This is a genomic window from Mesorhizobium sp. M0518 (assembly GCF_040321125.1).
In the GTDB taxonomy this organism is placed as follows: Bacteria; Pseudomonadota; Alphaproteobacteria; order Rhizobiales; family Rhizobiaceae; genus Mesorhizobium.
Window position 1 is genome coordinate 42,630 of sequence record NZ_JAMYQY010000025.1, and the last position, 24,840, is coordinate 67,469.

The 24,840-nt window shown below is 60.4% G+C and carries 20 protein-coding genes; 10 read left to right on the forward strand and 10 right to left on the reverse strand.

Annotated elements, in window-relative coordinates:
* Window positions 1-95: 95 nt before the first annotated feature.
* The 3 genes from NKI66_RS27925 to NKI66_RS27935 are packed head-to-tail and all read right to left on the reverse strand — an operon-like array spanning window position 96 to window position 3,654.
* Entirely contained in the window at window positions 96-920 is an 825-nt protein-coding gene (locus NKI66_RS27925; protein ID WP_352440672.1) for an alpha/beta hydrolase, read from the reverse strand.
* A 10-nt stretch (window positions 921-930) separates the two neighbouring features.
* Entirely contained in the window at window positions 931-2,412 is a 1,482-nt protein-coding gene (locus tag NKI66_RS27930; protein ID WP_292561310.1) for an NAD-dependent succinate-semialdehyde dehydrogenase, read from the reverse strand.
* 15 nt (window positions 2,413-2,427) lie between these two features.
* Complete coding sequence (locus NKI66_RS27935; RefSeq protein WP_352440671.1) at window positions 2,428-3,654, reverse strand: iron-containing alcohol dehydrogenase; 1,227 nt, start codon at window positions 3,652-3,654, stop codon at window positions 2,428-2,430.
* 177 nt (window positions 3,655-3,831) lie between these two features.
* Here NKI66_RS27935 and NKI66_RS27940 point away from each other — a divergent pair, with 177 nt between their 5' ends.
* From NKI66_RS27940 to NKI66_RS27985, 10 genes are all read left to right on the forward strand, one after another.
* On the forward strand, window positions 3,832-4,533 hold the full coding sequence (locus tag NKI66_RS27940) for a GntR family transcriptional regulator (RefSeq protein ID WP_352440670.1): 702 nt from the start codon (window positions 3,832-3,834) through the stop codon (window positions 4,531-4,533).
* An 11-nt stretch (window positions 4,534-4,544) separates the two neighbouring features.
* Entirely contained in the window at window positions 4,545-6,137 is a 1,593-nt protein-coding gene (locus NKI66_RS27945; RefSeq protein ID WP_352440669.1) for a sugar ABC transporter ATP-binding protein, read from the forward strand.
* Entirely contained in the window at window positions 6,134-7,123 is a 990-nt protein-coding gene (locus NKI66_RS27950) for an ABC transporter permease (protein WP_352440793.1), read from the forward strand. The genes NKI66_RS27945 and NKI66_RS27950 overlap by 4 nt, the downstream gene beginning before the upstream one ends.
* A gap of 54 nt (window positions 7,124-7,177) precedes the next feature.
* The gene (locus tag NKI66_RS27955; protein ID WP_023808960.1) at window positions 7,178-8,128 is read left to right on the forward strand and encodes a substrate-binding domain-containing protein; all 951 of its coding nucleotides are present in this window, start codon (window positions 7,178-7,180) and stop codon (window positions 8,126-8,128) included.
* 72 nt (window positions 8,129-8,200) lie between these two features.
* Complete coding sequence (locus tag NKI66_RS27960) at window positions 8,201-8,794, forward strand: DJ-1/PfpI family protein (protein ID WP_013533129.1); 594 nt, start codon at window positions 8,201-8,203, stop codon at window positions 8,792-8,794.
* A 1,313-nt stretch (window positions 8,795-10,107) separates the two neighbouring features.
* A complete protein-coding gene (locus tag NKI66_RS27965; protein WP_023808959.1) occupies window positions 10,108-12,843 on the forward strand; it encodes a non-ribosomal peptide synthetase in 2,736 nt (911 codons plus the stop codon).
* Entirely contained in the window at window positions 12,840-13,823 is a 984-nt protein-coding gene (gene nadE / locus NKI66_RS27970; protein ID WP_032908690.1) for an NAD(+) synthase, read from the forward strand. Before NKI66_RS27965 ends, nadE begins: the two co-directional genes overlap by 4 nt.
* Before the next feature lie 3 nt (window positions 13,824-13,826).
* Window positions 13,827-15,848: an asparagine synthase (glutamine-hydrolyzing) gene (asnB, locus tag NKI66_RS27975; RefSeq protein WP_023808957.1), complete on the forward strand. Its 2,022-nt coding sequence runs from the start codon at window positions 13,827-13,829 to the stop codon at window positions 15,846-15,848.
* Window positions 15,845-17,398: a class I adenylate-forming enzyme family protein gene (locus tag NKI66_RS27980; protein ID WP_031212342.1), complete on the forward strand. Its 1,554-nt coding sequence runs from the start codon at window positions 15,845-15,847 to the stop codon at window positions 17,396-17,398. Before asnB ends, NKI66_RS27980 begins: the two co-directional genes overlap by 4 nt.
* Window positions 17,399-17,437: 39 nt before the next feature.
* Window positions 17,438-17,704, forward strand: coding sequence for an acyl carrier protein (locus NKI66_RS27985; RefSeq protein ID WP_013533122.1), 267 nt, complete (start codon window positions 17,438-17,440; stop codon window positions 17,702-17,704).
* 60 nt (window positions 17,705-17,764) lie between these two features.
* Here the strand turns inward: NKI66_RS27985 and NKI66_RS27990 are convergent, their stop codons facing one another.
* From NKI66_RS27990 to NKI66_RS28020, 7 genes are all read right to left on the reverse strand, one after another.
* Window positions 17,765-18,508 carry a N5-glutamine methyltransferase family protein gene (locus tag NKI66_RS27990; protein WP_050592622.1) on the reverse strand — a complete coding sequence of 248 codons (744 nt, stop codon included), beginning with the start codon at window positions 18,506-18,508 and terminating at the stop codon, window positions 17,765-17,767.
* A 63-nt stretch (window positions 18,509-18,571) separates the two neighbouring features.
* Entirely contained in the window at window positions 18,572-19,834 is a 1,263-nt protein-coding gene (locus NKI66_RS27995; RefSeq protein ID WP_023808954.1) for a polysaccharide biosynthesis/export family protein, read from the reverse strand.
* 16 nt (window positions 19,835-19,850) lie between these two features.
* Window positions 19,851-21,080: a hypothetical protein gene (locus NKI66_RS28000; RefSeq protein WP_031212341.1), complete on the reverse strand. Its 1,230-nt coding sequence runs from the start codon at window positions 21,078-21,080 to the stop codon at window positions 19,851-19,853.
* Window positions 21,077-22,081, reverse strand: coding sequence for an SDR family NAD(P)-dependent oxidoreductase (locus NKI66_RS28005; protein ID WP_023808953.1), 1,005 nt, complete (start codon window positions 22,079-22,081; stop codon window positions 21,077-21,079). Before NKI66_RS28005 ends, NKI66_RS28000 begins: the two co-directional genes overlap by 4 nt.
* A gap of 87 nt (window positions 22,082-22,168) precedes the next feature.
* Complete coding sequence (locus tag NKI66_RS28010) at window positions 22,169-22,843, reverse strand: sugar transferase (RefSeq protein WP_023808952.1); 675 nt, start codon at window positions 22,841-22,843, stop codon at window positions 22,169-22,171.
* On the reverse strand, window positions 22,840-23,976 hold the full coding sequence (locus NKI66_RS28015) for a DegT/DnrJ/EryC1/StrS family aminotransferase (RefSeq protein WP_023808951.1): 1,137 nt from the start codon (window positions 23,974-23,976) through the stop codon (window positions 22,840-22,842). The genes NKI66_RS28010 and NKI66_RS28015 overlap by 4 nt, the downstream gene beginning before the upstream one ends.
* A gap of 39 nt (window positions 23,977-24,015) precedes the next feature.
* Window positions 24,016-24,738: a nucleotidyltransferase family protein gene (locus tag NKI66_RS28020; protein ID WP_023808950.1), complete on the reverse strand. Its 723-nt coding sequence runs from the start codon at window positions 24,736-24,738 to the stop codon at window positions 24,016-24,018.
* Window positions 24,739-24,840 lie beyond the last annotated feature (102 nt).

Here is a 24,840-nt window from a genome sequence, read left to right on the forward strand (position 1 = left end):
GCCGGTAGCTGCCGCGATCCCGTGACGGTACTTTCTTGAGTGACGGGAGTGTCTGGCCCGGCAGTCAAGCGGCTCTACTTTCCCCAGCTTCCGTCCTATAGGCCGTTTCCCTCGATCATCGCCATCAGGCAATCGCCAGATTGTGTGCCGCTGATGCCCAGATCACGCACGCTGTTCATGTGGTTTCGGTCATTCAGGCGGAGGTCGCAGACAAGGTGCCCCTGCGCGCGTAAGCGCTTTCCGAAGTCGGCGGCCTGCTGGTGAAAAGGTGACGTTTCCTGATCTCCGACGAGAATGGTCGCTGCCGTCTCCGGGTCATGCCACCGCGTCATCGGGGTGAAGGCAGTTGCCTCCTCATCGGTGATTCCGATTAGCGGCTGGAGGAAGGACGTCTGAAGGGGCTTGAGGTCGTAAAGGCCGCCTAGCAGCAGCGCCGCACGTATGCGCGATGGCATTGGCGTCTTTTCGAACAGGAATGTGGCCAGGTGCGCGCCCGCCGAATGACCACTTACGCTTAGCCGGGCAGGGTCACCGCCATGGGCGGCTATATTGTCCAGCACCCATTGTTTGGCACGCCGGATCTGGTCGACGATTGCCGCCATCCTGACTTCAGGCATCAGCGCATAGTCGACGATGACCGCGATCGCCCCAGCTTTGGTGACTGTGTTCGCTACATAAGAATAGTCGCTTCTGGAGAACATGCGCCAGTAGCCACCATGGATGAAGATGTGCACGGGAAGATCCCTGCGCTCGCCGGGCGGAAAGAACAGGTCCAACCTTTCGGCCTCGCCCTCGCCATAGGCGATATCAGCCGACATCGGCAGGTTCGCCCGGGTTTCCGCGCTGCGAGTCACTATGTCGGCCACAATATAGTCAAAATCGGCCACATGGTCGCGGGTGCGGAAAGGGTCTTTTGACATGACTGCCGGTTCAGAAGGTGACGGCAATATATTTAGCCTCCATGAACTCGGCGATGCCGTGGTGCTGGCCGCCTTCGCGGCCAAGGCCACTCTGCTTGACGCCTCCGAATGGTGCGGCCGGATCCGACATCAGTCCCCGGTTGAGACCGATCATGCCGGCCTCGATCCCCGACGCCACCCGCATGCCGCGTCCAATATCGCGTGTGTATATATAAGCGGCCAGACCATATTCCGTGTTGTTAGCATGTGCGATCGCCTCGGCCTCGGTGTCGAAGCGTGTGATGGGTGCCACCGGGCCGAAAATCTCCTCGTGCGCCATCTCCGCATCGGGCGGCACATCGGACAGCACTGTGGGCGGATAGAAGAATCCTTCTTCCTCCGAAATCGCCCCGCCGCAAAGCACCTTGGCTCCCCGGCCCACGGCGTCCTTGACCAAGCGGTCGATCTTGTCGACAGCCTTTCTGGTGATCATCGGCCCGCATTCTGTGTCTGCATTCGGGCCTGCTCCCACCTTAAGTGCCGCCATGCGCTTGCGGAGCCCGTCGGCAAAAGCATCATAGATTCCCGATTGCACATAGAGGCGATTGGCGGCGGTGCAGGCCTCGCCGGCGTTGCGCATCTTGGCGATCATCGCGCCGTCGAGGGCGGCGTCGAGATCGGCATCGTCGAAGACGACAAACGGGGCATTGCCGCCGAGTTCCATCGAACAGGAAATGACATGCTTTGAAGCCTCGCCGAGCAAGGTTCGGCCCACGCCCGTCGACCCCGTGAAGGACAGCTTCCTGACGCGCGGATCGGCGAGCATGGCCGAAGTCAGCGGCCCGGGACTGGTCGTGGTCAGCACGTTGACGACACCGGCAGGCACGCCGGCTTCGCTGTAGAGTGCCGCCAGCGCATAGGCCGTCAGCGGTGTTTCACTTGCCGGCTTCAGGACGACAGTGCAGCCTGCCGCCAGCGCCGGCGCGATCTTGCGGGTCGCCATAGCGGCCGGAAAATTCCACGGGGTGATCAGCACGCAAATTCCGATCGGCTCATAATCGACCACGATGCGATTGCTGCCGGAGGGCGCGGTGCCGAACTCGCCGGTGATGCGGACCGCTTCCTCAGCATTCCAACGGAAGAACTCGGCTGCATAGGCTACCTCGCCGCGCGCGTCGCGCAGCGCCTTGCCATTCTCCAGGGAAATCAGCATGGCAAGCGTTTCGGAGCGTTCGACCATGAGCTCAAAACAGCGCCGAAGGATTTCCGAGCGTTTGCGCGGCGCCGTCTCCCGCCATCCCTTAGCTGCTTTGGCCGCGGCCTCGACGGCGGCGGTGGCGTCCTCGACTGTCGCATCGGGAACCGCCGCGATCACCGCCCCGGAGGAGGGATCGACAACATCGATGAGCCGACCGTCGGAGGACGGTCGCCAAGTACCGTCGATGTAGAGTCCGTGTGAAAAACCGCGCACGTCATAGCCATCCTGGTCGAGCTGCTGAGCGTTCAAATTCATCGCTTTGTTCCGTTTTCACATAACGCAGGCGGCGAGGTCGCCGTCATGGGCAGCCTGAACGAGGCGTCGCATCGTGCCGAGATCGAAGGCACGCGGATTGTTCTTGATCAGGCGGTCGATGCCGAGCGCTTGCTCGGCGGTCCAGTCAAGCTTATCGGCAGGGAGGCCTAGATCCGCCAGTGTTGGCGTAATGCCGATCGCCGCGAACAATCGCCTGATCTCCTCGATTGTGGCGGCTGCCATCTGGGCGGTGGTTCTCGCCTTCGTCTCCAAGCCAAGTGCCGCGCCGATCTCTGCCATCTCGTCAGCGGCGACGCGGCTGTTATAGGTCATTACGTAAGGCATCATTGTCGCCACGCCCAAACCATGGGCGGTGTGGGTGAGGGCGCCTGCCGGATATTGCACGGCATGCGCCGCCGCCGTGCCGGCAGTGCCGAATGCGCAGCCCGCTGCCAGAGCGCCCATCATGACATCGGCACGCGCGTCGGCATCGGCGCCGTCGCTGCAGGCTTTCTCCAGACTCCGGCCAAGCAGTTTTATCGCGAGCAACGCGAAATGGTCGGTCAGGTCAGTCTTGCCGATGAAGACATGCTGTTGCGGCAGATTGGGGTCTTCACCGCGCCGCATGGCGGTGAAGGCCTCGATCGCATGGGTCAAAGCGTCAGCGCCGGCGATCGCGGTCAGGCCAGGGGGGCAGGTCATTGTCAGTTCGGGGTCGCACAGGGCGACTGCGGCGATAAGGTGAGGGCTCGATATGCCGACCTTGAGCGTCCGGTCCGGGTCGGAAATCACCGCGACCGGCGTCACCTCGGAGCCGGTGCCGGCCGTGGTGGGTACGGCGATCAGCGGCAGCGTCGGACCCGGCACCTTGAACTCCCCGTAATAGTCCTGGAGCTTGCCGCCATGGCTGAGAAGCAGCGTGGTGCATTTGGCGAAATCGAGACAGCTGCCGCCGCCGATGCCGATCACCATGTCCGGTCTGAACCCCTTCGCTTCCTCGACACAGATGCCGACCGTGTCGCGTGGCACGTCGGGCAGAACGCGGTCATGCACAAGGACTTCGATCGAGGCTGATTGAAGGGACTTGATGATGTCGACGAATACCGTTGTGCCCGCGAAACGCTCATCGGTGCAGACCAGCGCACGTTGGCCGAACCGGGCGGCGACCGTCGGCAGCACATGGCGCTGCCCTTTCCCGAACAGGATTTCACGCGGCAACCGCAGGGCGGCGAAGAGGGTCATGATCGGTCCTTTGACGGCGGCTGACTGGAAACGGAGGCATTGAACTGGGCTTGGGATCGGACGGTCTAAGCGCGTGTCTCTCGCCCCTAAAACATATCCGCTTTAAAATCGTATAGGATATAGGATTGCATCGACGGAACCATCGTGTTAGCAGTCCTGACTGTCAAGAGGCAAAATATGCACACCGCAAACTTACCCGACCCAAGCGACGCCACCATTGGAGTTGGTCGCATCCAGCGCGCCAACAGTCTCGTCGAAGATGTCTATGAAGCCATCTTCGCGCAGTTGATGGCGCTGAAAATCCCGCCAGGCTCACGTATTACAGTCGATAGCCTGGTCAAGGAATTCAACGTCTCGCACACGCCGATCCGCGAAGCCCTTGGCCGGCTCGAAGGCGAAGGCCTCGTCCTCAAGACGCATTTGATCGGTTATCGTGCTGCACCCCAGATCACCCGGCGCCGTTTCGACGAATTGTACGAAATGCGTCTGCTGCTCGAACCGCATGGCGCCGCAAAGGCCGCCGTAATGATGGACGAGGCCAAGTTCAATGTGTTGCTCGAAGCCGCCGGCGTGATGTCACGCCGCGACGGCAAGGATGATCGCGTACGCTATTCGAACTTCGCCAGGCAGGATGCGATCTTCCACGACAAGATCTTGGAGTTTTCTCAAAACGAACTCATCCGAGAGACGTTGGGCCACCAGCACACGCACTTCCACATCTTCCGCCTGATGTTTCATGCACGTGTGACCGAGGAGGCACTTGACGAACATGAGGCGATTCTTGCCGCGTTCGGCTCTGCCGATCCCGATGCCGCCGCAAAGGCGATGCGCATCCATATAGAGCACTCGCGCGATCGCCTGCTCCCGGCATTCGATTGAGGTCGGAACGGATGTCTATTGCCGCTAATATCGCCGGGGAGGGCGGGAGCACGTTGTCCAGCAATGCGCATGGTTCGCTCGAACCGGTGCTGCGCGCCCAGCAATTGTCCAAGCAATACGGCCCGGTGACGGTGTTGTCGGACGTCACTTTGGACATCCTGCCCGGTGAGGTCCACGCCATCATTGGCGAGAACGGTGCCGGCAAGTCGACGTTGATGCGGCTGCTGTCCGGCTATGTCGAGCCAAGCCATGGCACATTGTCGATGAACGGACACGCGGTGAAATTTGCCAAGCCCAGCCAGGCACAGGATGCCGGTATCGCCTTGGTCCATCAGGAGATCCTGCTCGCAGAGGGGCTCACGGTCACCGACAATCTGTTTCTCGGGCGAGAGCTTTCGCGTGGCCTTGTCGTGGATGACCGCACCATGCGCCGGCTGGCGGCCGACAAACTGGCGCAGATCGGCTGCGCGGTCTCGCCAAGGGCACTGGTGCGAGACGTCTCGCTGGCAGACCGGCAGATGGTGCAGATCGCTCGTGCTCTGCTTGACGACTATAAATTGGTTATCTTCGACGAGCCGACCGCCGTTCTGACCGGTGGCGAGGTCGAGCGCCTTCTGGAGATCGTCCTGCGACTGAAGGCTCACGGCACCGCCGTGCTGTATATCAGCCACCGGTTGGACGAGGTGCAACGGGTCGCCGACAAAGTGACCGTTCTGCGCGACGGCAAGATGGTCGGCACCTATCCCGGCAAGACGCTGAGCCAGATGGATATGGCGCGGTTGATGGTCGGTCGCGAACTGGCCGCACTCTATCCTGAAAGGACCGCAGCGCCTTCGGATGTACCGATGCTGAGCGTGAGGAACGCCTCCGTTCCCGGCTATGCGGAGGACGTGTCGTTCACGGTCCACAAAGGCGAGATCCTCGGGTTCGCCGGCATGGTCGGCGCAGGTCGAACTGAACTCTTCGAGGGCATTATCGGCCTGCGCCCGGCGGCCGCCAAGGTCGAACTTGAGGGCAAGTCGATCCATTTCCAATCGCCGCGCGCGGCGATCGACGCCGGCGTCGGTTACCTGACCGAGGATCGCAAGGGCAAGGGACTGCTGCTGCAGGAGCGCCTGGCGCCTAACCTGACGCTGTCGGCGCTCGGTTTGTTCCATCCCGGCCTCTCGATGGGTCGGCGCCGCGAAGCGGAGGCCTTGGAACAGGCCGTGGAGACATATGACATCAGGCTGAAGAGCCTCGGCGCCAAGGCGGGCCAGCTTTCCGGGGGCAATCAGCAGAAGCTGCTGCTGGCGAAGGTGCTGCTGACCGATCCTTCGGTGGTCATTATCGACGAGCCCACGCGTGGCATCGACATCGCCAACAAGGCGCAGATCTATGCCTTCATCCAGGAGCTTGTGGCCAAGGGCAAGGCCTGCATCGTCATCTCTTCGGAGATGCAGGAACTGATCGGCATCTGCGACCGCATCCTGGTGATGCGCGAAGGCCGCATCACCGGCGAGGTCAGCGGCGCCGAAATGACCGAAAGCAACGTGGCGGTACTGGCGACCAGTGGCCCCAAGCCAGGGCTAAAAGCCAAGGGAGGCACAGAATGGCTGTCATGACCGAATCCGCACCCAGGCGTCGCCCCCTGGATCTCAATGTCAGTTGGACCGACATCGGGCCCTTCCTTGCGCTGGCGGCCCTCCTGGTCGTGGGTTACCTCATCAACCCCGATTTCCTGTCCGCCACCAATCTCGCCAACGTCATCACCCGCAGCGCCTTCATCGCCATTATCGCGGTCGGCGCGACATTTGTGATCTCGTCCGGCGGGCTCGATCTTTCCGTCGGCTCGATGGCCGCCTTCATCACCGGCATCACCATCATGTTCATGAACACGGTGGCCCCGCATGCCGGTATCTGGGCTATTCCCGCCGGCATGGCGGTGGCGATCCTGGTCGGCCTGCTGTGCGGGCTTGCCAACGGCCTCATCGTCACGGTCGGCAGGATCGAACCGTTTATCGCCACGCTGGGCACGATGGGGATTTTCCGGGCGCTGATAACCTATCTGACCGACGGCGGCACGATACCGATCGACCGATCGCTGCGCGAGGCCTACCGGCCTGTCTATTTCGGCACGGTTGCCGGCATCCCGGTTCCTATCCTCATATCCGTCGCCGTCGCCGCGGCCGCATCCTTCATCCTGTACAAGATGAAATACGGCCGCAAATGCGCGGCGGTCGGCGCCAATGAGGATGTCGCCCGTTATTCCGGCATCTCGGTGATCAGGACACGGACCGTGGCCTATATCGTCCAGGGTGCCTGCGTGGCCATTGCCGCGATCTGCTACGTGCCGCGCCTGGGCGCTGCAACGCCGACGACCGGACAGCTTTGGGAACTGCAGGTCATCACAGCCGTGGTGATCGGCGGCACCGCGCTGCGCGGCGGCAAGGGCCATGTGTGGGGAACAGTCGCCGGCGCCGTCATCCTGGAGCTCATCGCCAACCTCATGGTGCTGTCGGACTTCGTCTCGGAATACCTCGTTGCCGCTGTTCAGGGCGTCATCATCATCATCGCCATGCTCATCCAGCGGTTTTCGAATTCGAAATAGCGCCGCGTCCGGACCACGCGGATCAACGTTCTTATAGGTCCAAGGGAGAAGACAATGTTCAGTAGAAAATGGATTGCGGCGGCGACACTTGGCGCGCTGCTGCTGGCCGGTCAGGCCATGGCGCAAGACAAGAAGGTCATCGCGGTGTCGATACCGGCAGCCGACCACGGTTGGACGGCGGGCATCGTCTATCACGCACAGGCGGCGGCCAAGGAAATCAACGCCGCGTTCCCGAACGTCGAAGTGGTCGTGAAGACGTCGCCGTCCGCGGCGGAGCAGGTCAGCGCGCTTGAGGACCTGTCGGCCAGCCGCAAGCTGGATGCTTTGGTGATCCTGCCTTACAGCTCGGAAGAGCTGACTCAGCCGGTCAAGGCTATCAAGGACATGGGCACGTTCATTACCGTCGTCGATCGCGGTCTGACTGACGCCTCCGTCCAGGATCTTTACCTCGCGGGCGACAATATCGCGGTTGGCACCAACACAGCCAAGTTCATGATCGACAAGCTCGGCGGCAAGGGCGACGTCGTTGTGCTGCGCGGCATTCCGACCGTCATCGACGACGAGCGCATCAAGGGCTTCCAGGACACGATCAAGGGTACGAACCTGAAAGTCCTCGACATCCAGTACGCGCATTGGAACAGCGACGAGGCCTTCAAGCTGATGCAGGACTATCTGGCCAAGTACCCGCATATCGATGCGGTCTGGGCCAATGACGACGACATGCTGCTTGGCGTGCTCGAAGCGGTCAAGCAATCGGGCCGGACCGATATCAAGCTGGCGCTCGGTGGCAACGGCATGAAGGACATCGTCAAGAAGGTGATCGACGGCGACGCCATGACGCCGGTCGAGACGCCATATCCGCCGTCGATGATCAAGACCGCGATCTACATGACCGTCGCCAACCTGATCGGCCAGGCACCCGTCCGTGGCACCGTCAAGCTCGACGCGCCGTTGATCACCCAAGCCAACGCCAAGGAATACTATTTCCCCGACTCGCCATTCTAACCCTATCCGATTTCACCGAAAGGCAGGGCGCGGTCCGCGCACTGCCTAGCTCAAACACTGAGAGGAAGAGCCATGCCAGGCAAGAAGATACTGATGCTGACCGGTGAGTTCACCGAAGAATACGAAATCTTTGTCTATCAGCAAGCCATGGAAGCCGTCGGTCACACCATCCACGTGGTGTGCCCAGACAAGAACGCCGGAGATCTGATCAAGACCTCGCTGCACGACTTCGAGGGCGACCAGACCTACACCGAAAAGCTCGGCCACTATGCGCTGATCAACAAGACTTTCTCGGAAGCCGAGAGGCAGCTCGATCAATATCATGCCGTCTACTGCGCGGGCGGCCGCGGCCCGGAATACATCCGCACCGACAAGCGCGTGCAGGCCATCGTGCGCCATTTCCACGAGGCCAAGAAGCCGATCTTCACCATCTGCCACGGTGTGCAGATCCTGATCGCTGTTGACGGCGTGGTGCGTGGCAAGAAGGTCGCAGCACTCGGCGCCTGCGAGCCTGAGGTGACACTGGCGGGTGGCACCTATATCGACCTGTCGCCGACCGAGGCCTATGTGGACGGGACAATGGTTTCTGCCAAAGGCTGGACGGCGCTTGCTGCGTTCATCCGCGAATGTCTGAAGGTGCTGGGAACGGAAATCCGCCACGCATAAGCTTCTGGAACCGACGCATTTCGCCAAGGGATGCGTCGGTTGCTTTCAACAGCGCATCCATATCCATAAGTTCGATCGGGATCGCGGCTCCCGAGCACAACGATATAGGCGAGATGCTCAAGGGTCGCCGCCTGGTTGCGCTGCTTTCGTCCTTCTTGTTTCACTGATCGCGGTAGTGCTGTTCGACATGCTGGCGCGCGGCGTTGTTTCAGCGTCCGGATTAGAGGTCGTGTCGTCGACCGTGCGGCCCGTCGTCGCCCCGAGGCCATCACGCTCGGTGCCGAGGCCCGGTGAACAAGTTCTCATAAAACCTTCTGACAACCGTTCGATCGGCGCTCAGGCTCGACGTCACTATGAAAGCGGGATGCGCCTGAGTTCAGGCCTGCGTCAGTGAATATGGCATCGCGGATAACCAATAGTCTCTGGCGTCCGGGTTGGTCATCGGCCTAACGAAAAGAACGGCGTCTAGGAACGATTCCGGCCGGCTGCCGTTGCCTAACATTAGCTATCTCTTATGGAATCTGCGAAATGCCGCTGTGTCAGAATCTATGCCCTCTTGAAATGACATTCAAATGCCCGCGTTGCGGATTGGCTTTGCTGAAACCCGGGCGCTGGTTTCAGGTTGCATCCAAATATCGCTGCGAGGGGTGTCACAGCGAAATCCGGATCACTTATCCCGACAAGATTGCACTATTCCAGAAGTATGCGGCTTCGCAACGCGAGGGTCCATCTCCGCCAAAGCATAGCTCAGTCCTGGCCAAGTCATTCAGCGGCTAGGCCATGGTCCTGCCAGGGCAGTCTGAACGCTGACTGCCGGCGGTAGTGCTGCCTGTTGCATGGAACGAAATCCGTTCCTTGCGGTTGGGAGTTCATGCCTCCAGCTACACGCAATTGAGCCGGCCATGCCCTGCAGTCAGGAGCAGTGATGCAAACATACCTGGTAGAGCAAATGGAAGGGGACGACGTAGTTGCGGCGAGTAATGTCAATGCGTCCAGCCCGTTCACGGCGGCGACTATATCAACAGGACGCCAGGTTACCCTGCGGACATGGGAAAACAACTGGGTTCGTGTCACGGATGAGCTTGGAGGAGAAGTATTCGCATATTGCTTCGTTTCAGGCGCCGGCGAAGCGGACAGCAGCGCACAGCCCGACACCTCGGTAAGGTAGTCCCACAGCCCGGGCGGGCGCAGGCTTGCATGCTCAACTTCGAACGATTCAAGCGATCAAGACCGCCTGGCGCATCATCCGAATGATTGATGAAAAGATCATGCCGCGGGGCGATAAGCGGCAACAATCCTAGCGTGGGGCCCTTATGTCTCTGGCGCATTTAGAATCTTCGAGGGCGATTCGAACGGTGCAGACTGACTACCAACCGGTGGTCTCTTGTCGATGGTCAAAAGTTCCCGATCATGCTCTTGACGAGGGCGGGCCCGTTCTACGTCTGCATCAACGGATGGGAACTGGCTTCGTCGACATTCCGGTCTTTGATCACCTGAGGGAAATCGCCGGGCATTATTCCGAAAAATTAGCCGCCAGCGACGGCACCAACCGACTGACCTATTCCGAGCTTTTTCGGGCGGTCGAGGCCTTGGCCAGCCGGATTGAAGCCGTCGTTCCCGACGGAAATGCGGTTGGAATACTTCAGGCCAACTCGGTCTGGTACACAGTTGCGATGCTGGCCAGCATGGCATCCGGTCGACCGTCAGTACCGCTTAACGTGCGAGATCCGGACTCGCGCATCAACGAAATCGTCGCCGACGCGAGGCTCTCCGCCATAATTGGCGACAAAGGCATCCATGGCCTTGATCTGCCCCAGCACGTTGCCCGGATCGAGATAGCGCAATCGTTGCAGGCAACGCTTCGTCCAGCTGAACACCGTACCGTTTCTGTCGATGCACCGGCAATGGTGCTTTATACCTCCGGCAGCACGGGCCGCCCCAAGGGGATTGTCAACAGCCAGCGGAGCTTGCTGTGCCGAGTGCAGCAATATGTCGACGCCTGCCACATCAATGCGCAGGATGTTTTCCTGCCCCTGACCGGCCCGGCAACCATCGCCGGTTGCCGGGAAATCCTTGCTGCTCTTCTTACGGGTGCTACGTTGCAGCTTGTGGAGGTCGAAGCCGTCGGCCTGCGCTCGGTTCGCGGCCGCATGCAATCGGAAGGCGTGACGATCACGTATCTGGTGCCGGCATTGCTTCGCGCTCTCCTGGCGGATGAGCCCGCGGACGCCTTTGGTTCACTCAGGGTTGCCCGAATTGGAGGCGAGAAGGTGTCCTCGGCCGACATCCGCCTGGTGCGCAAGGCTGTCCCGCCAACTTGCCTGGTGCAGATCGGCTATTCATCGACGGAAACGACTGGATCGCAGTGGTTCTTGCCGCACGATTGGCCGGAATTCGATTCCTCAGCTCCCGTCGGTTGGCTGCTTCCGGGAATCAGCTTCGCAATTGTCGATGAAGAGGGTTACCCGGTTCAGCCCGGCAAGATCGGAGAACTGTTGATCAGAAGCCCGTATGTCGCACTCGGATATTGGGAAAACGGGGCAGTTGTTCCGTTTGAAATAGATCCCGCCGACCAGACGCTTCGTATCTTTGCAACGGGCGATCTTGTGCAAATTGGGAGTGATGGCCTGTTGCGGATCATCGGTCGCAAAGGGCGCCAGATAAAGGTCAATGGGCGGCGCGTTGAGCCGGCCGAACTCGAACGGGTTCTGCGTGGCGCGCCGTCGGTGAAGGATGCCGTGGTTATCGTCACCCCGGCGAATGAACTGGTTGCGTTCGCCGTACCGCACGGCAGGGCGGGAGTCAGTTTTTGCGACGAGCTGCGCCAATTTGCCAGGACAAAATTGCCGCCGGCGCTTTGCCCGCTGCGGCTCCATGCAAGCGCCGAGATACCGCGGCTGGCCAGCGGAAAGATCGATATGGCAATGCTGGCTGCAATCGACCTTTCGGTGCGGGAAACAACGCCCCCACCGCAAATCGCCCATGCGGGAAATGAAGTTCCTGCTCATCAGATCGTACGGCGTGCCTGGACCAAGGTCCTTAAAACGCGGGTCGCACTGGGGTGCTGGGATGAAGCGGGGGGAGATTCGCTGAAGCTGCTGCATTGCGTGATGGAAATCGAAAGCGCGATCGGGCAAGAGCTCGGATTGGAAGCCTTCACGGTTGGAATGAGCTTCGATGAGATGGTTGCAGCGGTCATTTCCGCTCAAGGAGGCGGAGAGCACGCGCCCGCCTGGAAACACGAGCCTCCGCTGCTTTTCCTTTTCCCCGGGTCGGTCGGCTATGGTCCGAGCCTTGCTTCGTTCGCATCAGCAATAAGCAAGGTCGCCAGGGTGTCTCCCATCAGATATCCGGCCCTGGGCATGATCCTGCAAGGTCAGAACACTGTCGCCGCAATGGTCGAAGCTGCAATTGATCATATCAACCGCGTGCAGCCGACCGGCTGTGTTCGCCTGCTTGGCCACTCGCTCGGAGGAGCGGTCGCTTTTGAGGTTGCCGCGCGTCTGCTTGATCAAGGGCGAGCGGTAGCGTTCACGGGCATTCTGGATACCAGCCTGGTTGGCGAGCGCAGCAAGCGTTGGGAGACCATTACCCGGACATTTCACCGGATCCGAACCAATCGTATATCGGCTAGTCGGGTGGCGTGTCGCGCGCTTGCCAAGGTCGCGGTCAAAATGCACTGCGAATCCCGGCTTGCCGGCTTCCTCGACCGCTATGCCGAGGGTCAGTTCAATCCGACGAGCTTCAGAACCAAACTGGAACTGCAGGAGGTTCTGCGGGCGCGGGCCTTCTTCCAATGGCTGACAGAACCTAGGCCGATACTGCCGATCACCGGCACCTTGTTCCGTTGCGCGCGGCCCGGAATGCCCCTTGCACTCGGGTGGGATCGGGCATTCGTCCATCTGGACGTCATTCCGATCGCCGGCACCCACATCGACATGGTCGTGGAGCCTCATCTGACCGTCAATCGCCCACTCATCGAAAACGCTGTGACCGAGACCTACTCTTCAATCGAGTCACGCAAACAGGAGGCAGTGTCATCGACCTGATCGGCGAATTCAGCAGCGATGTGCTGGCGCTCGATGCCCGGCTGGAGATCGATCGCATCGTCGAGACTTTGCGCGAACAGGTTCTCGGCACACAACGGCGTCGCGGAGTGGTCGTCGGGCTCTCCGGAGGCATCGACAGTTCGGTCGTCGCAACGGTGTGCGCACGGGCGTTCGGAAAGTACAAGGTACTGGGCCTGTTCATGCCGGAGCGCGATTCGTCAGGCGACTCGTTGAGGCTTGGCCGCAGCGTCGCTGGGCAGCTTGGCATCGACACCATCCTTGAAGATATCGAGCCGGCGCTCGAAGGCATTGGCGCCTACGCCCGACAGATCGAGGCCATCCGAACTGCCGTCCCTGGATATGGCGAAGGCTGGAAATGCAAGCTGGTCATGGCATCGGTGCTGGAGAGCAGCGGCCTCAATATCACGCGCCTTACGGTCGAGGATCCGGACGGAAAGATCGACACCGTGCGTCTGTCGCCGGCGGCTTACCTGCAGATCGTCGCTGCTACCAACTACAAGCAGCGGGTTCGCAAGATGACCGAATATTATCATGCGGACCGCCTCAACTATGCAGTGGCAGGCACGCCAAACCGGCTCGAATACGACCAGGGCTTCTTCGTCAAGCAGGGCGACGGCGTCGCCGATGTGATGCCTATCGTCCATCTCTACAAGACCCAGGTTTACCAGCTGGCGGAATATCTCGGGATTGACACGGAGGTCCGAACAAGGCCGCCGACCACGGACACGTTTTCCATGGCGCAAACCCAGGAGGAGTTCTACTTCGCCTTGCCCTATCAGTTAATGGATTTGTGCCTCTACGGCATGAATCACGGAATTTCGGCCGGCGCGGTCGCCGCCGCCGCCGGCCTCACGGCCGAGCAGGTCGAGAAGGTCTATAAGGATATCGTCAGCAAACGCCGCGCCGCACGCTACCTTCACGCACGGCCGCAGCTGTCCGCTGCGATGGACAGGGATTGACCCATGTGCGGCATCGCCGGAATTGTGGCGCTGAAAGCGGCTGCGGAGCCTCCGTCACGAGCCGCGCTTCTGAGAATGGCAGCCGCGCTCTCCCATCGAGGTCCGGACGAAAGCGGCCTTTACCGCGACAAGCGAGCGGGGCTGGCGCATACCCGCCTGTCGGTCATCGATCTCTCGACCGGACAGCAGCCTCTCGCCGACACAGGCAATACCACCTGGATCGTGTTCAACGGCGAGATCTTCAACTACGTCGAGTTGCGTGACCAACTCATAGCCCTGGGACATCGTTTCCGCACCCGCAGCGATACGGAGGTCGTCGTGCATGCCTACCGCGCGTGGGGCGTGGGCGCGTTCGAGCGGCTGAACGGGCAGTGGGCACTCGCCATCTGGGACTCGCTGACAGGCCGCCTCGTCCTGTCGCGCGACCGGTTCGGCATCTGCCCGCTGCATTTGTGCGAACACGCTGGCCGCCTGCATTTCGCCAGCGAAGTTAAGGCCATCTTCGCAGCCGACCCGGCGATACCGCGGGCCTTCGATCCGGCGGGGGTCGACCAGACTTTCACGCTGTGGACCGTCGTACCGCCGCAAGGCGTATTTCAGGGAGTACAGGAACTTACCCCCGGCCATGTCCGCATCTACGACAATGGCAGCGTTCGTGAGCAGGCTTTCTGGAAACCTTGCTATCCCGAGAGCGAGGACCTGTCCCATGGCACCTTCAGGGGCTCGCTGGAGGATGCGGTGGACGAAGTGCGCGGCGCCTTGCAGGCCGCGACGGCGCTTAGGATGGTGAAGGCGGATGTGCCGGTCGGCTGCTACCTTTCCGGCGGGCTCGACAGCTCACTTGTCGCCATGCTCGGGAGGCGCTTCGCCGGCGCGCCGTTCCAGACTTTCTCGTTGCGTTTTGCTGACGCCGAATATGATGAAACCCGTTACCAGCGGCTGGTTGCAAGTGCGAGCGGCGGCGAGCACCACGAGGTGATGGTTTCGCGCAGTGACATCGCCGACATCTTCCCAGATGTGATCCGTCACGCCGAGCGTCCGATTCTCAGGACGGCGCCGGCGCCGTTGTTCCTTCTCTCGAGGCTGGTGCGCGAACATGGCATCAAGGTCGTGCTGACCGGCGAAGGGGCCGACGAGATGTTCGCCGGCTACGACCTGTTCCGGGAAGGCAAGGTCCGCCGCTTCTGGGGGCGGCAGCCCGCCTCTGCCCGACGCGCGCGACTGCTGGAACGCCTCTACCCTTATCTGAGCCGCTCGCCGGTCAAGCAGCAGGCGATGGCGCGCCAGTTCTTTGGACATGGTATCCATGCATTTGGCGCGCCCGGCTTCGCGCATGATACCCGCTGGCGCACCACCAGCGCCATCAAACGGCTGTTCTCGGCCGACATGCACGCCGAAACGGCGCGTCACGACGTGGTGGCGGACCTGCTCTGCCGCCTGCCCGAAGAGTTTCAACGATGGGGTCCTCTCGCGCAGGACCAGTATCTTGAGATCAGGACGCTGATGTCGGGCTACCTGCTCTCCTCGCAGGGAGACAGGATGCTGATGGCCCATTCCGTCGAAGGGCGGTTCCCGTTCCTGGACGACAGGCTGGTGGCCTTGGCGAATTCGCTACCGGCCGACTACAAGCTGCGCATTCTGGATGAGAAACACGTGCTGAAGCGTGTGGCGAAATCGATCGTGCCCGCGGAAGTCGTGGCCCGCAAGAAGCAACCCTACCGGGCGCCCAACGCACTTTGCTTCATCGGCGATAGCGCACCCGCCTATGTCCGCGAAGCACTCTCGGAGACTGCCCTGCGCGCGGCGAATGTCTTTGATCCGAACTCGGTCGCGCGCCTGCTGGACAAATGCGCTGCCAAGACCGGCGATGGGGATCTGTCCAACTCGGACAACATGGCGTTGGTCGGCGTGCTGTCGACGCAGCTCCTCCATCAGCAGTTTGTCGCAAGCCGCCCTTCGAGCGGGTGTGCGGTCGACCTCAGGATAGATGTCGATCACCTGCACAGGCAAGAGGTGCTGGTATGATGCATGGCGCCGTCCCTCTGCTGCACGACTACCTCAGCCATTCGGCCGGCCGGCTCGGCGACAAGGTGGCGCTGGTGTGCGGCGGGCACCGGCTCGCCTATGATGAGCTTGAGACACGTTCCAACGCGGTCGCCCATCATCTCGTCACGTCCGGGGTCGCCCCCGGTGACCGCGTCATGATCTTCGCCGACAACACCGTCGAGACCGTGGTCAGCTTCTGGGCGGTTCTCAAGGCGAGCGCCGTTGTGTGCGTCGTCAATCCGCTCACCAAGAGCGACAAGCTGGGGTATTTGCTCAACGATTGCCTGCCGGCGGCATTGATCACCGACAAACATTTGCAGCCGATCTTTACTGAGCCGGCGCGTAACTGTCCGTCGCTGCGGCGGCTCATCGTCTCCGGTCAGGTGGACGACGCCGAGCTCCGGGGATTGCCGCATGCCGTGCGCTGGGATGAGGCGGCTGCCGGCCACGGCAAAGCGCCGGCCCGCCGCCGCATCGATATCGATCTCGCAGCCATCATCTACACGTCGGGCTCGACCGGCGAACCCAAAGGCGTGATGCTGACACACAGGAACATGATGGCAGCCTGCGCGTCTATCGCCTCGTACCTCGAGCTTGGCGAAGACGACGTGATCCTCAATGTCTTGCCCCTGGCCTTCGATTACGGCCTCTATCAGATGATAATGGCATTCCGTACCGGGGCGCGGTTGGTCCTCGAGCGCTCGTTTGCCTTCCCCGCACAGATACTTGCGATCATCGAAAGGGAGAGAGTTACAGGCTTTCCCGGCGTGCCGACCATCTTTGCCGCGCTGTCGGATCTCAAGACGCTGAAGGCAAATGATTTTGCAAGCATAAGGTATGTCACGAACACTGCTGCGGCACTGCCGCTCAAGCACATTCGCCTGCTCCAGGAACTGTTTGCCGATGCCCGGATCTATTCGATGTACGGCCTGACCGAATGCAAACGCTGCACCTATCTTCCGCCGGAAGATCTTGCGCGAAAACCGTTGAGCGTGGGGATCGCCATCCCGAACACCGAAATGTGGATTGTCGATGAGGATGACCGAAAGGTCGGTCCCAATGTCGTCGGCCAGTTGGTCATCCGCGGAGCAACGGTCATGAAGGGCTACTGGGGTAAGCCGGAGGCTACCGCGAGGAAGCTCAAGCCTGGCCCTTTGCCCGGCGAGCAGGTTCTGTACACCGGCGACTACTGCCGAATGGACGAGGAAGGGTACCTCTATTTTGTCGGCCGCAGCGATGAGATCATAAAATCGCGGGGAGAAAAGGTGGCGCCTAGGGAAGTCGAAAACGTGCTGATGGAAATCCCGGGAGTACGGGAAGCCGCGGTTGTCGGAGTTCCCGACGACCTGCTGGGGCAAGCAGTGAAAGCGTTTGTCGTCATGGAGCAAGGAACGATCATAGGCGAAAAGCAGCTGCGGATGGAATGTCAGAAGCGGTTGGAAAACTTCATGATTCCGAAGTCCATCCAAATTGTGTCCAGTCTACCGATGACGGACACGGGCAAGCTCAAGAAAATAGCGCTGTCATAAAGCGATACCTGGAAATCATTTGGATCGGAGGCCAATTCAATGCTGAGCACGAACAACAGAATTGACACCTACAGCGATCAGATACGCGCCTTTCTGGCGTCAAATTTCTACGTGGCCGACCCGCGTGCCCTGGAGGTTGAAACGTCGTTGCTCGACCAGGGCATCATAGACTCGACTGGAGTGCTTGAAGTTATCGGCTTCGTCGAGGAGACATTCGGCATCACTGTCGAGGACAGTGAACTTCTGCCTGAGAATTTCGATTCCATCCAGGGAATTGCACGTTACGTGGTGAGCAAGGAAAACTGATCGCCGGGCGATGGTAATAAGGGCGTCTTCCCAACCGAGCGCGCAAACCCATGGCGCGGCTCACGCTGGCGTTCTGGCTCGTGCACAAACCACCCTGGCTTCACCAGCATTGTTCGCAACCGTGCGAATGCTCTCGTAGCCTTTGGAACGTTCAACCAAACTCATGACCTGCCGGTCCTGGCCAAGCCCGACCTCGAAAAGCAGCATACCACCTTGCCGCAGATAGCGCCGCGCCTCCTTGATCACCCGCATGTGAATGCTCAGGCCGTAGGGCCCGGCAGCGAACGCCTCACGTGGTTCAAGTTCCATCAAATGCGCGCGGTCGTTTTCGAGCCGCTTCTCGGAGATGTAAGGCGGGTTGCAAACGACCAGATCGATCGTGCCTTCGAGCTCCAGACCCGAGAAGGAATTGAACAGGTCGCCCTGCAGCACCGAAATGCGTCCGGCCAGGCCAAGATGGGCGACGTTCCGGCACGTGGTTTCTACACAGCTGTCAGTGAGATCGCTCGCCCAGACGCGCGCGGTGGGGACCTTGTATCCAATGGCGCAGGCGAGATTGCCTGCCCCGCAGCACATGTCGACGACACGCGGGACCGGCCGATTAAGTTCACGCAGCACATTGAGGGCGGTGCAGCCGAGCAATTCCGTCTCCGGGCGAGGGACGAGCACGCCGGGCGCGACAACCAACTTCAGTCCCATGAAGTCGGTGCGGCCGGTGCTGTAGGCGCTGGCGACATCTATTTCACCAATCACGACAAACCCGCTTTCTTGATTTTCCCATGCTCGATTTCTCAGGTCGCCCATGTCTTCATGCTGTGAGGCGAGGCATCAGCCTCATCGTTCCCGGCTAGGTTCACGTCCGCGTAGCTACTGGATCGCCGCACTCTGCAGGTCGCTGCTGAACCTCACCTCGATCGTGTCTCCAGGCGCGACCTCAGTGTCCTGGTCGACCGGTCGACTTCTCGACGCGTCGCCGGCCCCGCCGGTTATTGTGATCCGGGCCTGGAAGGTTTCGCCGGCGACCGGCAGTGGAAGAGCGGACGCCCCTGATGGCTGAAGCTTCTGGCTGGCTGCGTGGAGCCTTGCAGTGGTCTCGGCGAGGCGAAGGTCGGTGTCCCTCAACTCGTTCAGAAGGCCGATCCTTCGTTGATTTTCATTGCGTTCCTGCTGCCTGACGAAGTCTTCCTGCTGGCGTCGCGTTCTCATGAGTTCGACCGACGTCTCGAGCGCCCGGCTCGACGACATCAGCACGGCACGTCTGACGTCGGCGAGCCTGCTGTTGGTCAGGTTGCCCGATTCGAACGATTTGGTGACCCGCGCCAGATCGTCCTCATCCTGTTTCACCGCGGCCGCTTCCGTCTGCTCGCGCTTGAGCAGAACCTCGACCTCAGCCTCGGCATCCTTGGCGGTCTTGTCGAGATAGCTTTGCTCCTGTTGAAAATTGTTCAGCGAAATTCTGAGACCCTCCGCTTCCGCCTGCGCGACCGCCGATATCAATGCATTCGACAGGGGCGAACCTTGCGGCGGCTGCATGTCAAATTCTGCCTGGTTCTGAAGTTCGGCGCGGATACGGGCGCCATGAAAGTAGTCCCTGATATAATCCCCCCAGATCGACTCGTAGTCGCGTCGCAGATCAACGGGATCAGGTCCGCTTTGGCTTGCCCGCGACCGCAGAAGGCTGAAACCGCCGGCGACCGCAATCGCCTGCCGGACTGTCATGAGTGGCCGGTAAGCCTGCTGCCCTGGCGTCAGCACATCGCCAGTCACGTAGATCGGCCGGTACTCCGCGATCACGGCCGTGACGTCGCTCGGCTTGATGACGATCATTTGCTCCCGTCCATCAGGCAGACGCTGGTGGACGATCTTGGTTGGCAGCACCGCTTCCATGCGCGTCTGCAATTCAGCCGGCGTCAACCCGCCAACTGGGATCATCCCGAACTCGGGCAGCGCGATCGAGCCATCCATCTGGACAATCGCGCGTTGCGTTCGTTCCGCTATGGAGGCAATTCCTATCTCTACCGTGTCGCCGGGGGAAAGCTTGTAGGCCACCGGCGCTTCAGCCGCGGCTGCGATATCCAGGGCCAGGCAGCCGGCAAGCGCTGCAAAGAAAATTCGGCTAACGAAGGCCATTGATGGCAATCTCCCTTTAATTCAAGCTCGGCTGCTGCGGCCAATCGAGACGGGCGACGAATTCGTAGACCGGCCCACCAGGCACCCCCCAATTGCTCGACCAGATCACTTGCGACCCATCAGGGGACGGTGAGGCATGTGTCTCGCTCCAATAGTCAAATGGAGCGTTTCGCGTCTGCACGATGCGTCGGACCTCCTGACGACCGTCAACACGCAGCGCGATCACTTCGCGCGTGTATGGCGCCCAGTTTGGATGGCTCCGAACCTCATCGGGATTGCCCCCGTAACTTATAAATGCCCATTCGGGCCTGTCCAAAGCACGCAGCGACGTATGCTCGGCCTCACCGTACTTCGTGAGCGACGTGACCTTTCCATCGGACAGCCGACGCTTGATCACCTGATATTCGTCCGGAGCGGATTTGCTGGTTCCGACGTAAATCTCGCTACCATCCGCATCGAGAGTCAAATCGCCATGGCCGGGCCGATGATGGTCCTTCCACCTCTGGCGCAGGGTGCCGTCGACTGCGAAAATGGCTCGCTGCTCGGTGCCGTCGACCAGGTTTTGGAAACACAGGATGTTTTCTCCAAGCGGAGAAATGGTGCAGGAACTGGTCGTTCCGGCAACCTGGGCGAGATCGATGTCCGGGTATTTCAGACGCCGGTCGATGTCGTATGCGAAGACGACGGCAGCTCCATCATCGCGGGTCGCGCGTACGGCAATGCGGTTGCCGTCACGACTAGGATTTCCCTTGGACGGGCCGAATTCGAGATCCCGATATTTCGTTGCGGCATACACTATGTCCTCACGATTGGTGCGGGGAGCCCAAGTCGAGATCTTTTGACCGTCGACACAGATCATCATCTCCGCCTTTCGAGGGCGCCATTCGCACTCACCCGACTTGTTGCGGTGAAACAAAGGGAGGTAGGTTTTCCCGTCGAGGAAACACATGCCGTTGCAGCCGTTCATGAGGACGAGGAGGCTCTGATCCGCATTCCACGCTTGCGCGCTCGAGTATCGGTGACTGCAATATATCTTGCCGCAGACAATTCCGCTGCCAAGAGCTCCGGGCTGGGTAATCCGAGTAAAGCTGATCCCTGTCGCCGGATCAGTGACAGGTTTCAGGTAAGCGGGCAGATCCATTGACGGCTCCGTGCCTGCCGCACCGCTCGGCCGGTTTCCGGCTGTGTGCAGCGCCAGCAGAGCGGCCATCAGCAGCACAGCCGGTATGAGCCGCGGAAAGGTCATGTCATATAGCTCATTTCACGACGGACGCGGCCTTCGCTGAGGCGCGAGCGCCACCACTCGATGGTCCTTTCCAGACCATCACGCAGGCTCGTATGTGCCCGCCATCCGACTTTACTTTCAAGGTTTGAGGAATCGGCGAGCAACGCACGAACCTCGGAGTTCTGCGGCCGCACCCGGCTTTCATCGCGGCGGACCGGTTTCCTGGTGCCACTCAACTCGAGCACCAACTCCAAAACGTCCGAGACACTGGCGGCGCGCTGGCTGCCGGCATTGTAGGCATGGCCAAATTCAAGCTTGGCCGCCCCTGCCGCCACAAATGCCGCCGCAGTGTCTTCCACAAAGGTAAGGTCGCGGATAGGGCTGGTGTCGCCGACCATGATCGCCGAACAGTTCTCGTCCAGAGCCTGCCTTATGATGGTCGGCACGATGGCCCGCTCGCTCTGGCGCGGCCCGTATGTATTGAACGGTCGCAGGATCACCACCGGCACATCGAAGGACCTGGCATAGGACGCCGCCATCATGTCCGCGCCGATCTTGGATGCGGAGTAGGGGGATTGTCCCTGCAACGGGTGGGATTCGTGGATCGGCATGGTCAGAGCGGTGCCATAAACCTCGCTTGTGGACGTATGCACAATGCGCTCGGTTTCCCAGTGGCGTGCCGCTTCGAGGACATTCACGGTACCCAGCACATTGGTTTCCACATAGGATTGGGCAGCCGCATAGGAATAGGGAATCGCAATCAGCGCAGCCAGATGAAACACCACCGCCTGGCCGCGCACGATCCGGTTGATGAAGGCGCTGTCACGAACGTCCCCCCGAATGCACTGCAACTGGCTTCGAACGTGGTCGGGCAAATCATCCAGCCAGCCATGGCTGTCGAACGAGTTGTAGAGGGCCAGTGCCGTGACATCGGCACCTTCGCGCACCAGCGCTTCCGTGAGGTGGGATCCGATAAATCCATCCGCACCCGTGACCAGGACCTTCCTGCCGTGATAGTTCACGACCGTGCACTCCTTCGATCATGTGAGCCGTCAAACTGGCGAACGAACAACAATCCATTCATGCCAAACTCTCCTCACTTGCCAACTCTACCCACTTGCCGCGGGAGGCAGGGACACGCCGAAAACCGCCCTGAAGCCCCGCATTATCCAGACGAGGTCCGATGCAATGGTGCGCCGCGGATAGTAGGCGAGGTCGATCGTTGCCTTGGCCGGGAACAGGACCTCTCGATAAAACAGGAGCGGATCAAGGGAGGGCGGGTAAAAACAGGCTTCGTGACGGAAGAGAACCTGGGTTGGGCCGAGCAGGCCAGGCTTCCACTGTAGGACAGCTTCATTGCCGCCGCGGAAACAATCGGCGAAGGCAAGGCTTTCCGGCCGCGGCCCGACAATTGCCATGTCCCCCGTGAAAACGTTCCACAGTTGGGGCAGCTCATCAAGTTTCGTTGCCGCGAGAAAACGGCCTACCCGCGTCATGCGGCTGTCATCGTTCATGGTCAGCGCAAGGCCGAAAGGATCGGCTGTCGTCTTGAATTTGCGGAACTTGTACATGCGAAACGGTTTTGCGCCGGCACCCAGGCGCGTCTGTGCGAAAAGCACGGGCCAACCGCCCTCGACAAAGAGTGCAACGGCAATCAGGAGCATCAGTGGAGCGAGTACCATTCCCGCTACTGCGGCGAGGATGATGTCCATAGCGCGTCTGGCAATTCCGTGGCTGGTGCCAGCTACGGCGGGCCGATGCATCGTCACGTCGAGTGCGTTCATGCCGCGGCTCCCGCCCGCCCGCTGCCTTCAATCGCCGTGGCCAACGCAACAACCACCGACTCGATCGCACTTGCCGTAATTTGCGGGTGTAGTGGAATCGTCAATTCCCGCTGCGCGAAGTCCTCGGTCTTCGGCAGATGGATTTCAGTGAACATCTGGCGATAAAGCGTCATCTGGTGCACGGGCGTATAGTGGATTGTGGTCTGTATACCCTTCGTTCGCAGATGGTCGATTACCGTTTGCCGGTCGACGTCATGCGGCAGGAGGACAGGCATGATGTGGTAGGCCGAGGTCCGCGGTTTGCCGAACGGGACTGTCACAGCCGAGCAATAATCTGCGATCAGACGCCGATAGAGGACGACCAATATGCGCCGGATTTCATTCCATTCCTGCAGGTTCTGAAGTTGGACCAAGCCGATAGCGGCGCGCAATTCGTCCATGCGATAATTGAAACCGAGCATCGTCACGTCGTATTGCGGCGTGCGGCTGTTCAGCCGCTGATGTGTGCCACTGGTCATCCCATGTCCGCGAGCCTGGCGGATCGCTTCACGGAGCTGTGCATCCCGGGCGATAACGGCCCCGCCTTCCGCGGTGGTCATGTTCTTGTTGCCGTAGAAGCTAAAGGCCGCGGCCGCACCGTAAGTCCCCACCTCCTTAAGGCCGGGAGCATGCGCGGCATCCTCGACGATATGCAGTCCTCGCACACGGGCAAATCTCTGCCATTCTTCCCGGTCGGCGAGGTAGCCGGCAAAATGGACGAGAATGACTGCCTTGGTGCGTCCGGTGCACTTGGCTTCCGCGTCGCTTAGAGACATCAGTGGCACTTCGGCCGACTCTATGTCGACGAATACCGGTGTTGCTCCTACGTAGAGCACTGCATTCGCGGTCGCCACGAAGGTCAGCGAGGGAACCAGCACTTCGTCTCCAGGGCCGATCCCAAGTGCATGGAGAATGAGATGCAGGGCGGCGGTGCAAGAGCTGACGGCGACGCAATCGACCGCATCATGCACGGCCGCGAAGGCCTCTTCAAAGGCTCGTACCTGGTCCCCCATCGTCAGCCACCCACTGTCGACAACTTTGGCCAGGGCCGCCTTTTCCGGAAAGCCAAGAATAGGAGCGCTGACCAAGAGCATTACGACCTCCTCATGTTGGCGCGACCGAGCGTTCGGCCCTCAAGCGGCCGCTGCCGAGACCTCGATCGATGCGGACTGCTCTTCCCAGGCAATGGTTTGTGCGTTTTGAAAATCTTCAACGCGTCCGATATCCAGCCAAAGCCCATCATGTTTGTAGACGTGCACATTCGTGCCGTTTTGCATCATCTGCAGCATGAGGTCGTCGAATCCGAAGGCGATACCGTCAGGTATAAAACGGAAAACATCTGGGTTCATGCAATATATACCCATGCTTACCAGATGAGATAGAGTCGGTTTTTCACGAAATACTTTAACAGTATTGTCGATCTCGTCGATGACGCCGAAGTCCATCTTGATGACGCGGGAAGCGGTGGCTATGGTGACTGGATCCGTGTGAGTCCGGTGTGATGCCACAAACCGGCTGAGACTGAGATCGGTAAGTACGTCCCCATTGAGAACAATGAACGGCTCGTCCAGTTCCTCCCTGATCAGGGAGAGCGGGCCGATAGTGCCGAGAGGTTCCAGCTCCTGGGTATAGCGTATCCTTAGATTCCACTGTGATCCGTCTCCGCATACGGTGCGGATCAAGTGCCCCAGATAGCCGGTCGTGACGTAGACTTCCTGAATGCCGTTCCGTCGCAGCCACTTCAAAAGCAATTCAAGAACCGGTCGAGCACCGATCGGCATGAGAGGCTTGGGCAAGATGGATGTGAAAGGCCGAAGGCGTGTTCCCATTCCACCGCACTGAATGACCGCTTTCATCTCGTCCTCCTATTGATACGACTGTCGCGGTGTGATGGGTCCAGCCCACCGGCCGGAAGGTACGCCAGTGTTGGTTTCGCCTCTCCGGGTGCAGCGATGGTA

Bases quoted from the DNA above. Each gene is read 5' to 3' on its own strand.
- NKI66_RS28000 (WP_031212341.1), bottom strand. From the start codon at position 21,080: ATGACCTTTCCGCGGCTCATACCGGCTGTGCTGCTGATGGCCGCTCTG.
- NKI66_RS27930 (WP_292561310.1), bottom strand. From the start codon at position 2,412: ATGAATTTGAACGCTCAGCAGCTCGACCAGGATGGCTATGACGTGCGC.
- NKI66_RS27935 (WP_352440671.1), bottom strand. From the start codon at position 3,654: ATGACCCTCTTCGCCGCCCTGCGGTTGCCGCGTGAAATCCTGTTCGGG.
- NKI66_RS27960 (WP_013533129.1), top strand. From the start codon at position 8,201: ATGCCAGGCAAGAAGATACTGATGCTGACCGGTGAGTTCACCGAAGAA.
- NKI66_RS27940 (WP_352440670.1), top strand. From the start codon at position 3,832: ATGCACACCGCAAACTTACCCGACCCAAGCGACGCCACCATTGGAGTT.
- NKI66_RS27990 (WP_050592622.1), bottom strand. From the start codon at position 18,508: ATGGGCGACCTGAGAAATCGAGCATGGGAAAATCAAGAAAGCGGGTTT.
- NKI66_RS27955 (WP_023808960.1), top strand. From the start codon at position 7,178: ATGTTCAGTAGAAAATGGATTGCGGCGGCGACACTTGGCGCGCTGCTG.
- NKI66_RS28015 (WP_023808951.1), bottom strand. From the start codon at position 23,976: ATGCTCTTGGTCAGCGCTCCTATTCTTGGCTTTCCGGAAAAGGCGGCC.
- NKI66_RS27950 (WP_352440793.1), top strand. From the start codon at position 6,134: ATGACCGAATCCGCACCCAGGCGTCGCCCCCTGGATCTCAATGTCAGT.
- NKI66_RS28010 (WP_023808952.1), bottom strand. From the start codon at position 22,843: ATGAACGCACTCGACGTGACGATGCATCGGCCCGCCGTAGCTGGCACC.
- NKI66_RS27925 (WP_352440672.1), bottom strand. From the start codon at position 920: ATGTCAAAAGACCCTTTCCGCACCCGCGACCATGTGGCCGATTTTGAC.
- asnB (WP_023808957.1), top strand. From the start codon at position 13,827: ATGTGCGGCATCGCCGGAATTGTGGCGCTGAAAGCGGCTGCGGAGCCT.
- NKI66_RS27985 (WP_013533122.1), top strand. From the start codon at position 17,438: ATGCTGAGCACGAACAACAGAATTGACACCTACAGCGATCAGATACGC.
- NKI66_RS28020 (WP_023808950.1), bottom strand. From the start codon at position 24,738: ATGAAAGCGGTCATTCAGTGCGGTGGAATGGGAACACGCCTTCGGCCT.
- NKI66_RS27995 (WP_023808954.1), bottom strand. From the start codon at position 19,834: ATGGCCTTCGTTAGCCGAATTTTCTTTGCAGCGCTTGCCGGCTGCCTG.
- NKI66_RS27945 (WP_352440669.1), top strand. From the start codon at position 4,545: ATGTCTATTGCCGCTAATATCGCCGGGGAGGGCGGGAGCACGTTGTCC.
- NKI66_RS27965 (WP_023808959.1), top strand. From the start codon at position 10,108: ATGTCTCTGGCGCATTTAGAATCTTCGAGGGCGATTCGAACGGTGCAG.
- NKI66_RS27980 (WP_031212342.1), top strand. From the start codon at position 15,845: ATGATGCATGGCGCCGTCCCTCTGCTGCACGACTACCTCAGCCATTCG.